The organism is Streptomyces sp. NPDC045968 (genome assembly GCF_056430475.1).
Genome location: NZ_JBWKLF010000013.1, coordinates 98,877 through 112,777, shown reverse-complemented (window position 1 = coordinate 112,777; position 13,901 = coordinate 98,877). Strand labels below are relative to the sequence as shown.

Annotated in this window: 13 protein-coding genes; 4 read left to right on the top strand and 9 right to left on the bottom strand. The window is 71.8% G+C overall.

Going from position 1 to position 13,901, the window contains the following annotated elements; genetic code table 11:
• Positions 1–246, top strand: a 246-nt coding sequence (locus tag AC07FA_RS31155; RefSeq protein ID WP_479079668.1) for a ricin-type beta-trefoil lectin domain protein, incomplete at its 5' end; no start/stop codon positions are given.
• 3 nt (positions 247–249) lie between these two features.
• Here AC07FA_RS31155 and AC07FA_RS31150 read toward each other — a convergent pair.
• From AC07FA_RS31150 to AC07FA_RS31135, 4 genes are all read right to left on the bottom strand, one after another.
• Entirely contained in the window at positions 250–1,212 is a 963-nt protein-coding gene (locus AC07FA_RS31150; RefSeq protein ID WP_479079667.1) for an LLM class flavin-dependent oxidoreductase, read from the bottom strand.
• A gap of 315 nt (positions 1,213–1,527) precedes the next feature.
• Positions 1,528–1,701, bottom strand: a complete 174-nt coding sequence (locus AC07FA_RS31145; protein ID WP_479079666.1) for a rubredoxin — start codon at positions 1,699–1,701, stop codon at positions 1,528–1,530.
• Positions 1,698–1,886: a rubredoxin gene (locus tag AC07FA_RS31140; RefSeq protein WP_479079665.1), complete on the bottom strand. Its 189-nt coding sequence runs from the start codon at positions 1,884–1,886 to the stop codon at positions 1,698–1,700. Before AC07FA_RS31140 ends, AC07FA_RS31145 begins: the two co-directional genes overlap by 4 nt.
• Complete coding sequence (locus AC07FA_RS31135; RefSeq protein WP_479079664.1) at positions 1,883–3,052, bottom strand: alkane 1-monooxygenase; 1,170 nt, start codon at positions 3,050–3,052, stop codon at positions 1,883–1,885. The genes AC07FA_RS31140 and AC07FA_RS31135 overlap by 4 nt, the downstream gene beginning before the upstream one ends.
• Positions 3,053–3,173: 121 nt before the next feature.
• On the opposite strand from AC07FA_RS31135, the gene AC07FA_RS31130 reads away from it, so the two are divergent.
• On the top strand, positions 3,174–3,767 hold the full coding sequence (locus AC07FA_RS31130) for a TetR/AcrR family transcriptional regulator (RefSeq protein ID WP_479079663.1): 594 nt from the start codon (positions 3,174–3,176) through the stop codon (positions 3,765–3,767).
• A gap of 75 nt (positions 3,768–3,842) precedes the next feature.
• On the opposite strand, the gene AC07FA_RS31125 is transcribed toward AC07FA_RS31130, so the two are convergent.
• From AC07FA_RS31125 to AC07FA_RS31105, 5 genes are all read right to left on the bottom strand, one after another.
• Complete coding sequence (locus AC07FA_RS31125) at positions 3,843–5,159, bottom strand: phytase (RefSeq protein WP_479079662.1); 1,317 nt, start codon at positions 5,157–5,159, stop codon at positions 3,843–3,845.
• Positions 5,160–5,281: 122 nt separating this feature from the next.
• Positions 5,282–7,237, bottom strand: a complete 1,956-nt coding sequence (locus AC07FA_RS31120) for an ATP-binding protein (protein WP_479079661.1) — start codon at positions 7,235–7,237, stop codon at positions 5,282–5,284.
• A gap of 230 nt (positions 7,238–7,467) precedes the next feature.
• Positions 7,468–9,678: a HelD family protein gene (locus AC07FA_RS31115; protein ID WP_479079660.1), complete on the bottom strand. Its 2,211-nt coding sequence runs from the start codon at positions 9,676–9,678 to the stop codon at positions 7,468–7,470.
• A gap of 179 nt (positions 9,679–9,857) precedes the next feature.
• The gene (locus AC07FA_RS31110) at positions 9,858–10,586 is read right to left on the bottom strand and encodes a hypothetical protein (protein WP_479079659.1); all 729 of its coding nucleotides are present in this window, start codon (positions 10,584–10,586) and stop codon (positions 9,858–9,860) included.
• A 67-nt stretch (positions 10,587–10,653) separates the two neighbouring features.
• Entirely contained in the window at positions 10,654–12,081 is a 1,428-nt protein-coding gene (locus AC07FA_RS31105; RefSeq protein ID WP_479079658.1) for a lipase family protein, read from the bottom strand.
• Positions 12,082–12,281: 200 nt separating this feature from the next.
• Here AC07FA_RS31105 and AC07FA_RS31100 point away from each other — a divergent pair, with 200 nt between their 5' ends.
• Together AC07FA_RS31100 and AC07FA_RS31095 are read left to right on the top strand one after the other, a co-directional pair.
• On the top strand, positions 12,282–12,830 hold the full coding sequence (locus AC07FA_RS31100) for a nitrobindin family protein (protein WP_479079657.1): 549 nt from the start codon (positions 12,282–12,284) through the stop codon (positions 12,828–12,830).
• Between the two features lie 195 nt (positions 12,831–13,025).
• Positions 13,026–13,889, top strand: coding sequence for an alpha/beta hydrolase family protein (locus tag AC07FA_RS31095; RefSeq protein WP_479079656.1), 864 nt, complete (start codon positions 13,026–13,028; stop codon positions 13,887–13,889).
• Positions 13,890–13,901: the final 12 nt, after the last annotated feature.

The window sequence follows — 13,901 nt, the reverse complement described above, 5'->3', positions numbered from 1 at the left end:
ATCCGCGCGCTCGGCAAGTGCCTGGACGTGGCATCCGGCGGAACGACCGACGGCACCGCCGTCCAGCTGTGGGAGTGCAACGGGACCGCCGCCCAACAGTGGGCCGTGCCCGCGGCCCGCGACATCGTCAACCCCCAGGCGAACAAGTGCCTCGATGCCGTGGGCAGCGGTACCGCCAATGGCACCCGGCTCCAGATCTGGACCTGCACCGGCGCCGCCAACCAGAAGTGGACGGTGAACCGATGACGGTCAGAGAACCGACGCCAGGGAGGTCAGCGTGGCCAGGGGGTCCTTGCCGACAGGGGCGAGGACCGAGTTGGTGACGCCCGCTTCCTGGAGAGCGGTGATGCGTGCCCGTACCTGCTCCGGCGTGCCCGCCAGGGCCAGTTCGGCCACCCACGCGTCGGGCATGCGCTCGGTGAACTCGGTCCGGGTCGCGCACCGGGACCGCAGTTCCGCGAGTTCGTCGGCAAAGGGCAGGACGGCGATATGGGCGCGCCAGTCGGGCTCACCGATCCATTCCAGTGCGGGGCGGGCGGCGGCGATGGCGGCTTCGGGGTCGGCGTCGACGGAAGCGACGTTGTAGGCCACCACCCGGTGCGGCCGGTGGGGGGCGATGTGGCCGATGGCCTCGCGGACGTACGCGGGCGCCGCGGGCTCGGCCAGGATGGTGCCGTCGGCGACCCTCCCGGACACGGCCAGCGACTTCGGCCCGCGGACCCCGGCGAGCACGTCGGGCACGGCGGAGGGGATCGCCGAAGGCTCCAGGCCCACCCCGTCGAGGCGGACGTAGCGGCCGTCGCTCCGTACGCTGCCGCCGCGCAGGAGTTCCCTGAGGGCGGGGACGTACTCCTCCAGCAGCGTCAGCGGGCTGGCCGGCCACGCGTCGACGCTGCGCATCCAGTGCGGCATGCCGTGGCCCACTCCGACGTCGAGCCGTCCGGGAAAGAGCTGGGCAAGGGTGGCGATCTCCATGGCGGCGAAGGCCGGATTGCGGCTTCCCACGGGCAGCAGGCCGATGCCGACGCGGATGCGGCTCGTGCCGGCCAGTGCGGCGGCGGCCTGCGCGATGCCGCCGCGGAACCCCAGGTCCTCCACGACCCACAGGTCGTGGAAGCCGAGGTCATCGGCCTGGCGCGCGAAGGTCAGGAAGTCCTGTGCGGGGAGGTCGCGCGGCAGCATGACGCCGACGGAGTGGTGAGGGCTGCTCATGGTGAACTCCTTGAAGGCCAGGGGCGGGTGGGCGCCCCGGTGTCGTGTACGACAGCCTCGCAGATCATGGGCGTCCACCCGCAGGGCAGCCGTCGGTCACGGCCGAAACCGGCGGGGAGGTGGGTGTGAGCGACCTGGAAGAGGGGTGAGGCCCGAATCGCCGACGGTCCGGGCCTCACAGGCGCGTGGGGGGTCGCATGCCATGTGCGCTTCACCCCACCCAACGCCGAACCGGCGCGATCGGTTACGGAGGCCACCGGCCCCGTACGCCCGGCGTACGCCGGGCGGAAGCCGCCGGCCCGGTCCACGGCAGGCTCAGGCCGGTGTGACCTCGGCCATCTCGAAGTCCGCCTTGGCGGCGCCGCAGTCCGGGCACGACCACTCGTCGGGGATGTCCTCCCAGCGCGTGCCCGGAGCGATCCCCTCCTCCGGCCAGCCCTCGGCCTCCGCGTAGACCAGGCCGCACACCAGGCACTGCCACGTCTTCATGAGGTCTCCATCCGCTCGAAGTCGATCTTCTCGCGTACACCGCAGTCGGGGCAGCACCAGTCGTCCGGTACCCGGCTCCAGGGAGTACCGGCGGGGAAGCCCTCGCGGGGTGCCCCGGTCCTCTCGTCGTAGACGTACGCGCAGACCGGGCAGAGGTAGCGGTCGCCCGTCTTCGCCGCGCTCATACGGCGCGCCCGTAGCGGGCGAGGACGGCCCGGCGCTTGGACGGCTGGATGTTCGCGCGGGTGACGTCCCCCTCGTAGTGGGCGACGACGCGGTGGTCCATCACGCGGCGCCACAGCGGGGGGAAGTAGGCCAGCACGATCATTCCCGCGTAACCGGCGGGGAGTTCGGGTGCCTCGTCGTGGTGCCGCAGGGCCTGGTAGCGCCGGGTGGGATTGGCGTGATGGTCGCTGTGCCGCTGGAGGTGGTAGAGGAAGACGTTGGTGGTGACGTTGTCGCTGTTCCAGCTGTGCCGGGGCGCGCAGCGTTCGAAGCGGCCCGAGGGAGTGCGCTGCCGCAACAGCCCGTAGTGCTCGGTGTAGTTGATGACTTCGAGCAGGCAGAATCCGAAGACGGCCTGACCGGCCAGATACGGCAGAATGCCGGGGCCGAACGCGGCCGTCAGGGCGCCGAACAGTACGAGGGACATCGCCCAGGCGTTGAGGATGTCGTTGCGCGGCGTCCACGGTGACCTGCCCAGCCGGTCCAGGCGTGCCTTCTCCAGGCGCCAGGCCGAGCGCAGACTGCCGACGACCGTGCGCGGCAGAAAGCGCCAGAAGCTCTCGCCGAGACGGGCGCTCGCCGGGTCGTCGGGGGTGGCCACCCGGACGTGGTGGCCGCGGTTGTGCTCGATGAAGAAGTGTCCGTACCACGTCTGGGCCAGGGCGATCTTGGACAGCAGGCGTTCGGCGGACTCCTTCTTGTGGCCCAGCTCGTGTGCCGTGTTGATGCCGATGCCCGCCACGCCGCCGAGTGTGAGGGTCAGGCCCACCCGGCTGACCAGGGAGAGGTCGCCATGGGTGATCAGCCAGCAGCCCGCGACGAGTCCGGCGTACTGCGCGGGCAGATACAGGAAGATGCACCAGCGGTAATAGCGGTCCTGCTCCAGCCAGGCCAGCGCGCCGTCCGGGGGGTTACCGGTGTCCTTGCCGAAGAGCTGGTCGACGACCGGGACGATCACGTACAGCAGGGCGAATCCGGTCCACCAGAAGACGCCGAGTCCGGTCGCCTCCACGAGCCCCCAGGTGATGAAGGGGAGCAGCGGCACGATCAGCCCGACGAGCCACAGATACCGCTTGGGGTCCTGCCAGGCCGCCGCCGGCCGGGCGGCCCCGGATGTTGATGGCATGTGCGAACTCCTCACCCTGCGAAGACACTTGACCGACCGAACGTCGATCAGTCAGACAGTTACGCCAAGAAGTGTCAACACTTTGGACGCAATGCGCCGGGCTGGCTAGAGTGAGCCCACGATGACAAGGTTTCGTGAGAACGTTCGATCGCTGCTCCGTGAGCAGGTGCTGAACGCGGCCTACGAGCTCGTGGCCGCCGAGGGCTGGGGCAAGCTCCGGCTGGCGGCGATCGCCCGGATCGCGGGCACGAGCCGGCAGACCCTCTACAACGAGTTCGGCTCGAAGGAGGTCATCGGGCAGGCGCTCATCGAGCGCGAGGCGGAACGCTTCCTGCTCGGCATCCAGCAGCAGCTGGACGCCCACCGGGACGACCTGGAGGCGGCGGCGGCGGCCGGGGTCGGCTACACCCTGCGCCAGGCGTCCGACAACGCGCTGATCAAAGCGGTCCTCACCAGCGCGCGAGGCGGTGAGGACGACCTGCTGGCCTATCTGACCACCCGGCCGGAGCCGGTCTTCAACACCGCTACGGCGATGCTCGACGCGTACGCGGCCGATGCCTGGCCCGAGGTCGACGCGGAGTCCCGCAGCCTCGCGGTGGAGACCATCGTACGGCTGACGGTCAGTCACATCGTGCAGCCCGGCGCCTCTCCGGAGGAGTCCGCCCGCCGCATCGCGCTGATCACGGTCCGCACCGCTCGGTACCCGCGCCCCTGAAGCGCACCGGGCGGCCGGGGCCGAGCGGAAGCCGCCCGGTCCCGGCCGCCGCGGTGCGCGGTGGCCGTTCCCTGATCAGTCCGTGTCGCGCGGGTCGAACGACTCGGTGTCGACCGTCAGCGGCTCGGGGAACGCGCCGGCGACGGCATCCCACGCGGTGAACTTGAAGTTGGTGCCCTCCCTGTCCCCGTCCGCCGGGGTCGCCTCACCGTCGTGGGTGATCAGCAGGCCCTTCGGGAAGCCCGGACCGAGCGGGACGTTGACGACGGTGGAGCCGTCCGAGTGCTGCACCCCGTCGGTCGCCGCACTGTCGGCGACGGTGAACGAACCGAGGTAGCGGTTGCCGCCCTCCCGTTCGTACACGGCGAAGGCGTTGTCCCCCTGGCTGGAGGCGAGTACGTAACCGGCGCCGTCGGCCGCGTGGTAGACGGTCACGCCCTCGGCGTCCGCGCTCAGGTTCTCCCCACCGAAACCGGGATCGTGGGCGGTGTCGAGGACGCACTCCTCCTCCGCCGCGTCGTACGTCCAGGGCACGCCGTACTCACGGACGCGGTCCATCACCTCGGGGGTCTTGAACTCCTCGTCGTCGAGCTCGATGCGCCACAGCCCCACGGCCTCCTGGGCGGCATAGAGGACGTGATCCTCCTGGTCGACGGCCATGCCCTCGACCTGGGGGCGCTCACCGGGGTCAGCGCACGGCGTCCAGTCGGTGCCGTCGGGCAGCGGGAAGGTGCCGGGGAGATCCAGGGTGTCCTCGGTCCTGTACCCCACCCGGCCGCCCACGTCCTCCAGTTCGAGCAGTCGAAGCCGGCTCTCCTCGCGCTGCGACACCACGACATAGGCGTCGTCCTCGTCACCGAACGCGGCAAGGCCGTAGGACGTGCGCTGGTCGTCCACCTCGGACTCGCTCGCCGCGAAGACCGGCTTCACGCCCGGAGCGGTCACGTCCTTCAGGGGCGGCTTCCCCGCCGCGACGGCCGCGGGGTCGATCACGAAGGCACGTATCCGGTCCCGGCCCCGGTCGCTCACGAGCGCCAAGTCGCGCTTCTTGCCGCCCAGTTCGAAGCCGTACACGATGTCGACGTTGTTGAACCGGCCGGGGGAGGCGTCCTCGCCGGGCGCCGCCGGAGCGGCGATGTGCTGCAGCCTCCTGCCGTCGAGGCCGTAGACGTCGAGGCCCGCTTCCTTGAGGGTCCCGATCACGATGCTGCGCCCCGGGCGGTCCGGGTCCACCCAGACTGCGGGGTCGTCGGCGTCGGCGTTGCCGCCGGCCTCGTCGTCGTGGACGGCGGGTGTCTCCACGCGCGCGTCGACGGAAACCGGGCCGGTCGCCGGGGCTCCGGTGACCATCACGAGGGAGGCGGCCAAAGCGGTCAGAGCGGAAGCGCTCACGATACTCCTCAGTAGCGTTACGGACCTGCGAGACGCTACGGGGGTCCGGTGGAGGCGGCGCGACCTCGGGGTGAACTCCGGATGGCCCATCAGTTCCCCGCAGGAACAGGCGCGTTCCCCGCCTAGGGGCAGGGCATGCGTGCGACGAGGCGCCGGAGCGGAACGCCGGTCCGGTCGGGTGCGGCGGCAGGGAGGTAGATCCGTGCCTGCCGGCCGGTTTCGATGTCGTTGATCAGCTGTTCCAGGGCAGGCGCCGCGTGCGGGACCGGCCATCGGTGGTGCAGCGACGCCAGCGTGCGGCGAGCGCGGCGCAGAGCGCTGCCCGGGTGGCCCTGCTGGTAGTCCGCCAGTGCCAGCGCGTACCGGGCGATCAGACAGGCCCAGGTGTCGCCGCGCAGGCCCGGCCGGCTGAGGGCGCGCCGGGCGGTACGCCGCGCGGTGGTGGCGCCCAGACCGGCCTGAGCGACGGCCAGGGCCGCCAGACTCACCGCCGTGGACGGGCCCGCGGGCGCGTGCGGGGGAGTGGTGTCCGCGGCCTCCTGGAAGTGCTCGGCCGCGGCCGGCAGGTCGCCCCGGTACAGGGCGAGGACTCCGTGGACATGGGCGATCCGGCCGAGGGCGGCGTCGTCGCCCGCCATCACGGCCGCCTGCCAGGTGGTGCGCAGCAGCGCGCCCGCCGCCCGCGGGTCGCCGGGCGCGGTGAGCCAGGCTGCGAGCCATCCGCCCGCCAGCGCCGCGGGGTGATCGGGATGGGCGGCCGGCAACAGGTGGTGCAGGTACCGGAGTCCCTGGTCGGCGCCGCCCTCGTGGACGGCCCACCAGAACCACAGGTTGACCACGGCTTCCAGGAGCTGCTCCGCGTGTCCGGGATGCCGCGGCAGGTGCGCCAGCATGAGGGCGAGCTCTTCCCCTTCGTCCTGGACGAGTTGCACGGCCTGTGTCTGGCTGCCGGTGTTCCACAGTTCCTCGGCCGCTTCCGCCACCCGTCGGCAGTGCATCACGTGCCGTTCGGCGGCGACCCCGAACTCGTCGGCCTCCCTGAGCCGTTCCATGCCGAAGTCCCGCGCGGCCCGTGTCATGCGGTACCTCGGCCTGTTCGGACCTCCCGGATCGCCGTCGGGTTCGAGGACGCCGGCCGCGGCGAGGCGGGTGAGGCAGACAGCCACCTGATGGGGAGCGACGCTGCCACCCACACAGAGGAACTCGGCCGCCGCGGAGTCGAAGGAGGCCGCGAACACACTGGTCCGCGCCCATACGATCCGGTCCGTCCTGTCGCAGAGCACATACGCCGACCCGATGGCACGCCGCAGGGTCCGATGGCGTGGCAGCGGCATCCGGGGGTCGGCCAGCCAGCCCTGGCGGCGGCCCACCAGCTCCGCCAGCTCACGTACGTCGTAGTGGACCAACTGGCGCGCGGCCAGCTCGATGGCGAGAGGCAGGCCCCCCAGGTCGCGGCAGATGTCCCTCACGGCGTCCAGCTCCCCGCCCGTGGCGCTGAAGCCCTCCCGCACGGCCCGCGCCGCGCTCTCGAAAAGCCGCACCGCCGGGGCGAGCCCGTCATCACCCTCCACCGGTGCGGTACCCAGCGGCTTCAGCCGCAGCACGGCTTCGTCGCCGAGTCCCAGAGGCTGTCGCGAGGTGACCAGGACCCGCAGTTCCGGCACCTGCTGGAGCAGACTCTGCACCAGCCCCACGCCCTCGGCGCGCACCGGGTCGATGTCGTCCAGGAACAGCAGCGGCTCGCGGGCGCGCAACGCCTGGATCAGCTCCGCCACACCGGCGTCCGGGCGCGGCTCGGTGCCGGTCGCGGCATGCAGGACCGCCGCGGTCAGTTCGCCGCGCCGGCCAGGGCGCGTCAGCCGCCACCGCACCCGCAGGACCTGTGTCCGCCGGCCGCGCGGCCCGGTGGCGACGGAGCCGGCCAGGCAGCTCTTGCCCACCCCTGCCTGCCCGGCCACCGTGACGAGCCGATGCTCGACGAGCAGGCCGCGCAACGCTGCCGCATCCGCCTCACGGCCGGTCGGCCCACCGGTCGGCGTCCCGCTGTCCCCCGGCGGTGCACCGGCATTCTTCGGCACTCTGCTGCTCCCCGTACGTTCCCCGTCGACAACGTCGCCGCCCCCGTCGGGCGTGCGATGCAGAACCGTCACTGCTGTGATGGCACGGCTACCCCAACGCGTGCTTGGGCCAGAGGTGGCGTCGATCGGAGCAGGATCACACTCCGAAGCGACGGCTCGAACGTGCGTGGCGTACGGGCGAGGGCGGCGCCCACGGCCGGAACGGCCCCGGCGCCGCGCCCGGGCCACCGTCAGCGCAGCGCTTCGGGAAGCTCCTCCCGGTGGACGATCCCCAGGCGCTGCGTGGCACGGGTCAGAGCCACGTACAGGTCGCTGGTCCCGAAACGGGCGGGCTCCACGACCAGTACATGGTCGAACTCCAGGCCCTTGGCCTGCCTCGGGCCGAGCAGGACCACTGCCTGGGTCAGATCGGGCTCGGCACCGGGCGTGACCCCGTCCAGCGGGGCGGCGATCTCCTCGTGCAGCTCGGCCGGAGCGATCACCGCGAGGCGCCCCTCCTCGGGCGTCAGCTCCGAGACCGCCCGGGCGACCGCGCCCGCCAGGTCGTCCCCGGCGTCCCGCGTCCACGGCACCTCGCCGGTGGAGCGCACCGAGCCGGGAGGCTCGAAGGAGGGGTCCTCGGCGCGGAGGACCCGGGCGGCCAGCTCCATGATCTCGGCGGGCGTCCGGTAGTTGACCTTGAGCCGCACATGCTCGAAGCGGTCACCGGTGTACGGTTCCAGGATCCTCTCCCACGACCCGACACCGGCCTCCTCCGAGGTCTGTGCCGGGTCGCCGACCAGGGTCAGCGAGCGGGTCGGCGACCGGCGCATCAGCAGCCGCCAGGCCATCGGCGACAACTCCTGCGCCTCGTCGACGATGATGTGTCCGAACGCCCAGGTCCGGTCTGCGGCGGCGCGCTCGGCCGCACTGCGGTGATCGGCCTCCTCGTGCCGGTCCGCCATCCGTTCGGCGTCGATGATGTCGTGGGCGGCGAGGCGCTCCGACTCCTCGTCCTCGAACTCGTACGTCTCCGAGCCCCGGGACAGCTCCAGTACGCCCTGCGCGTAGGCGATCCGCTCCTGGCGCACCGCCTCGGCGGCGGCCCGCTCGGCACTGTCGTCGGCTCCGAGGAGTTCCGCCGCCTCGTCCAGCAGCGGAACGTCGGCGGGCGTCCACGCTCCCTCGCCGGGCGCACGCCGGATGGCTTCGGCCTCCGTGTCCGGGACGTAGACGGGGTCGGCGAGATAGTCGGCCAGGAACTCCTCCGGGGTGAGCGCCGGCCACAGCTCGTCGATGGCGGAGTGCACGTCCTTGCTGACGGCGACGCCCTTGCCGAGCTGCGCGATGTCGTCCGGGCCGAGGAAGTTGGGGCCGCCGTACGGGTCGGCACCGATGCGCTCGGTGAGCTGCGAGGTGAGGGCGTCGATGATCCGGAAGGCGAAGTGGGGGCGCGCGAGATTGTGCGGCAGGCGTGTGTCGCGGGCCGCCTGCCGGGCCTCGTAGGCGATCTCCCAGTCGAGGACGAGGTCCCCGTCGTCGTGCGGGACGACCAGCGGGGCGCCGGGTTCGGGCAGCCGCTGCCGGTCGAGGACGGCGAGGGCGAGCGCCTCCGCCATCGGCGCCCCGCCCTTGACGGCGGCGGCGCGGGGGGTGTCGGTGCCGCGGGCGTGGACGCCGGGGAACAGTTCGCCCTGGGTGGCGAGCAGGACACCGGTCTCGCCGAGCGCGGGCAGCACCTCGCCGATGTAGCGCAGGAACGCCGGATTGGGACCGACGATCAGGACGGCGCGCTTGGCGAGCAGCTCGCGGTGCTCGTACAGCAGGAAGGCCGCACGGTGCAGCGCCACCGCCGTCTTGCCGGTACCGGGACCGCCCTCCACGACGAGGACGCCCCGGTGCGGGGCGCGGATGATGCGGTCCTGTTCCGCCTGGATGGTCCGCACGATGTCGCCCATGCGGCCGGTGCGGGCGGAGCTCACGGCGGCGAGCAGCACGGCGTCGCCGCTCGGGTCCTCGAAGCCGGTGCGCTCCCGGTCCCCGAGGTCCAGGATCTCGTCGTGCAGCTCGGTGACGACGCGGCCCTCGGTGGCGATGTGCCTGCGCCTGCGCAGACCCATGGGCGTATGACCGGTGGCCAGATAGAAGGGGCGGGCGACCGGGGCGCGCCAGTCGATCAGAAGAGGAGTGTGCGCGCTGTCGTCCTCGCGGATCCCTATGCGGCCGATATGGTGCGCGGTGCCGTCGGAGAGATCGATACGTCCGAAACACAGCGAGCCGTCCACCGCGTTCAGCGCGGCCAGCAGCCCCGAGCGTTCGGCGACGAGCACCTCGCGTTCGAGACGGGCCTGCATACCGGTGCCCACAGGCGTCAGCGCGTCCTCGACGTGGTCCGCGGCGACTCCGCGCAGTACGTCGACACGGTCATAGAGCCGGCCGATGAATTCCTGCTCCTTATGCAATTCGGCGCTTTCCCGAGTTGACAACATGACTCCCTGCCGGATATGGTCTTGCTTAGTGGCCCCCGGTGTGGGGCCTTTTTCTGTGGGCGCACAGAAACACTCAATATACTCGTGAAAATCCCCGGTCCGCAATTGCGGACCGGGGATTTTCCTTGCACGTGCGGGAGCGTCGCCCGGCCTCAGCCCACGCTGTCACCGGGCGCCACCGGCCGGGTCTCCAGTTCCGGAGCGGCCAGCAGATCGGCGATCAGTTCCCGGGACCCGCCGACATACGTGCTCACCAGGTCCACGTCACCGCCCAGGCACCAGGCACGGTCCTGCGGCCACCACAGGTCGGGCAGTTCGGCGAACTCGTCCAGCGACACCGGGGAGACCGCCTCGGCCAGCGTGCCGGTGAGCAGGACTTCGTCGCGGCCGGGAGTTTCGAAGGTCGGCACGTGGTCGAATTCCCACCGCCCATAGCCGTGCCACAGCCCGAACCAGCACCGCTCGGGTGTGGTGGTGTGCCGTGCCAGGACGGGGATCAGGGCCTCGGCGACGGCGGGCGGAGTCGGCCCCTCGGCCGGATGCTCGTCCCAGAGGCCGGGCAGACCGTACTCGGAGGCGTTGTAGTAGTCGCGGTCCAACCCGGCCACCTCGTACCAGCGCGTGCGCGGTCCCACCTCACGCCCGTACGCGGCGGCCACCGTCGCCCACCGCACGGGGCGCTCATCGAGGGAGGCCGGATGCAGAACCCGCGCGTAGGCGTCGAACCCGGGCGCGGCGACTCCTGCCACCGTCCCGAAGCGGCCCTGCCCGGGGGCGCGTTCGGTGAGCCACCGGGCAGGGCCGAGATCCGAGGTCTGCACGTGCAGGCTTCCGTACTGTTCGGGGGCGGGGGGCCGGTCCACCATCGGGTAGTCGTTCATTCCGCACAGTCTGCCCGGCCGGAAGCCGACGGCGCTCGCGCGCCGGCGGCGCTGCGCCCTGCGTGGCTCAGCGCTGGAACGGCATCGTCCAGCAGTTGGAGACGGCGGCCTTGCCCGCGAGCCGGTCCGTCAGCCAGGAGATCGCCTCCCCCTGGTCGGTGATGAGCGGCACCAGGTGGTTGGTGAGGAGCTTGTCTCCCAGGTTGGGCAGTTCGATGGCGTCGTAGGTGACTCCGGCGCCCTTGCGGCACCAGTCCACGGCCAGTTGGCGGGCCTGGCCGTGCGGAACGATGTCGTCCTGGACACCGGTCGCCACCCGCACCGGGCCGGCCGGCTTCGATGCGCCGATGCGCTGCCTGTCGAGCGCCGCCTGCGCCCGGGGCTCCGCGGCGATGATGTCGCCGAGGGACGCGCCGCTGGTGGTCCACTTGGAGCTCTTGGTGAAGCCGTAGCCGAAGATCGCGTCGCCGACGCACATGGTCGACGCGTCCTTCAGCGCGGCCCGTCCCGTGGTGTTGATGTTCGCTTCGACGACCTCACGCAGATCCGGATCGGCCTGCGCGAAACCGTTGATCGACCAGGCCAGGGCGCCGGCCAGCGCGCTGCCGTCGATCCCCTTCATGACCGAGGTCAGGTCGGCGGGCGGCGCGCCCGCGTAGGTGCCGGCGAGCTTGACGTCGGGGGCGTACGAGGGCTGGAGCTCGGCGGCCGAGGCGCTGGCCCCGCCGCCCTGGCTGTAGCCGTACAGGCCCACGCGCGAGTCGGCGGTGACCGACGCTCCCGGGACGGCGCGTGCGGCGCGGGCGGCGTCCAGCAGGGCGTGGCCCTGGTCGAGGCGGTTGACGTAGGTGTGGAGCCGGTCGGTGGTGCCGAGGCCGACGTAGTCGGTGACCACCACCGCGGCTCCGGTGGAGAGCAGGCGGTAGATCGCCAGAGCCTCGTAGCCGACCGAGACGGTCTCGCCGGTCAGCCGCAACGGGTACTGCAACGACAGGGAGGGTGCGCACTGGTCGCCCTGGCCCACGGTGCCCGAGGCCACCGCCACCAGCGGGCGCGGGCCGGTGCCCTTCCAGGCGGCCGACGGTTCGATGTAGGCACCGGTCACCGCGACGGGCTGCCCGCCCGAATCCGTGGACCTGTACATCAGCCGGGTAGCCGTGCCCGGCATCGGGCGGCCGTCCAGACCGGGAATGGCCAGACCGAGCGGCAGCGCCTCGCTCCGGATCAACGTGCCGTTGGCCGTGGGCAGTTCGGCGGGTGGCTGGTAGAAGGCGGGGATGGGTATCCCTCTGGACACCACGGGCTCCGACTCCGTGACATCGGCGGACGCCGGTACGGCGTACGTCCCCACGCAGGCCGCGGTGGCCACCGCGACGGCCAGTACGCGCAGCCTCCCCGGTCCTTGCCCGGGGTGGGGGGAGACCGCCGGACGGGAGGTGACCGCCGGACGGGGGGTGACGGAAAGGGAACGCGAACGGGTGTTCTTGCGGCTCACAGCTCACTCCTCGCTCTGCTCCGATGCAGGTGAGCGCAAGCTAGCAACGATGGCGTACCCAAGGTAACTCGTCGGTAAGTTACGCTCCCGTAACTATTGCCTCGGTCAACCACATGAGGTCAACGCCCCGCGGGCGGAAGCGGACACGATCTAGGCTGCCAGTCGGCACCGGCACCGGCCCCGACCGAGGAGCACACACCATGTTCGACTCCGCTCAGAAGTACCCCTTCCCCGACGCCCTGCGAGCGGACGAGGCGCCCGCGCCGCACCCGCTGCTCACGCCGCTGCTCGGGTTCCTGGGCACCTGGGCAGGCCGGGGCCGGGGCGGATACCCGACGCTCGACGCGGAGTTCGCGTACGCGCAGGAGGTCACCTTCAGCCACGACGGGCGGCCCTTCCTGCACTACGAGGCACGTGCCTGGCTGCTCGACGCGGACGGCTCGCCGCTGCGGCCGTCGGCCCGGGAGAGCGGCTGGTGGCGACTGCAGCCCGACGGGCACGTCGAGGCACTCATCACGCAGCCCACCGGTATCGCGGAGATCTCGACCGGCCGCGCGGGCGACGGCTCGGTCGACCTCGCCACCCGACAGGTGGCCCGCACACCCACCGCCAAGGAGGTCACCGCCACCCGGCGCCGGTACACCCTGACGGACGCGTACACGCTCGACTTCGTCCATGACCTCGCGGCGGTCGGTCAGCCCCTCCAGCACCATCTCTCGGCGCGGCTTCGACGCGAGGGCGGAAACTGAGCGCGCGGCGCGCCGCGCACATAGGCCACGGGGCGCCACTGTCGGACGGCATGTCTCTCGGCACGTTGCACAATCCCCGCCCCCGGTGATTGCCGCGATTGCGCAGAGACGGCCGTCGGCCGCTGCTGCAGGATGCGGTCAAACGCAGATGTGATCCGGCGAAAGATCCGGGTCACCGTGATGTCTGGAGTCGCCGTGGTGTGGAGAACGAAGCTCCTCGTCCCGTTGGTCGCGCTCGCCCTCGCCCTGTCCGTCCCGGCCGGCGGGGGCGCCGCCTCGGCGTCGGCCCCGGCCGGCGCGCTCCCGGCCACCAGTGACTTCGGTGCTCCGGGCCCGTACGCCACCGCCGTGGAAGTCGGGCCGGTGACCACTCTGTACTACCCGCGTGACATCGCCCGGAGCGACCGCCGCCACCCCGTGATCGTGTGGGGCAACGGCACGTTCGCCTTCCCCGTCGTCTACCGGGACCTGCTGCTCCACTGGGCCGGCCAGGGCTTCATCGTCGCCGCGGCCAACACCCCGCAGTCCAACCCCGGCGTCTCCATGCGCGCCGGCATCGACATGCTCACCCGCAGGAACACCGACCCGGGCAGCATCTTCCGCGACCGTGTCGACCTCGAACACATCGGTGCCTCGGGGCACTCCCAGGGCGGGGCGGCGGCCATCGTCGTCGGCGCGGACCCGCGTGTGGACACCGTCCTGCCGATCCAGCCCGGGCCGCTGGCCGACATCGACGGCGTACACGGCCCGGCCCTCCTCCTGGCAGGCCAGGACGACAGCATCGTCTTCCCGTTCCTCGTCAAGGCGTTCTACGACGACGCCGACCACATCCCGGCCCTCTACGGCGAGTTGCGCGGGGCCGACCACTTCACCGTGGCCGACGACCCCGGCCCGTTCGCCGCGCCGACCACCGCGTGGTTCCGCGCGCACCTGATGGGCGACCAAGCGGCCGGCACCGAGTTCTTCGGCACCGGGTGCGGCATCTGCACCGACACCACCACCTGGTCCGATGTCCGCCGCAACGACCTGGCCACCCGGTTCCCCTCCGGCAACCCGTAAGCCGGTTCGCCG

Excerpts from the sequence above, each read along its gene's own strand:
- AC07FA_RS31150 (WP_479079667.1), bottom strand. The coding sequence starts at position 1,212 with ATGAGCAGCCCTCACCACTCCGTCGGCGTCATGCTGCCGCGCGACCTC.
- AC07FA_RS31145 (WP_479079666.1), bottom strand. The coding sequence starts at position 1,701 with ATGAAGACGTGGCAGTGCCTGGTGTGCGGCCTGGTCTACGCGGAGGCC.
- AC07FA_RS31140 (WP_479079665.1), bottom strand. The coding sequence starts at position 1,886 with ATGAGCGCGGCGAAGACGGGCGACCGCTACCTCTGCCCGGTCTGCGCG.
- AC07FA_RS31135 (WP_479079664.1), bottom strand. The coding sequence starts at position 3,052 with ATGCCATCAACATCCGGGGCCGCCCGGCCGGCGGCGGCCTGGCAGGAC.
- AC07FA_RS31130 (WP_479079663.1), top strand. The coding sequence starts at position 3,174 with ATGACAAGGTTTCGTGAGAACGTTCGATCGCTGCTCCGTGAGCAGGTG.
- AC07FA_RS31110 (WP_479079659.1), bottom strand. The coding sequence starts at position 10,586 with ATGAACGACTACCCGATGGTGGACCGGCCCCCCGCCCCCGAACAGTAC.
- AC07FA_RS31100 (WP_479079657.1), top strand. The coding sequence starts at position 12,282 with ATGTTCGACTCCGCTCAGAAGTACCCCTTCCCCGACGCCCTGCGAGCG.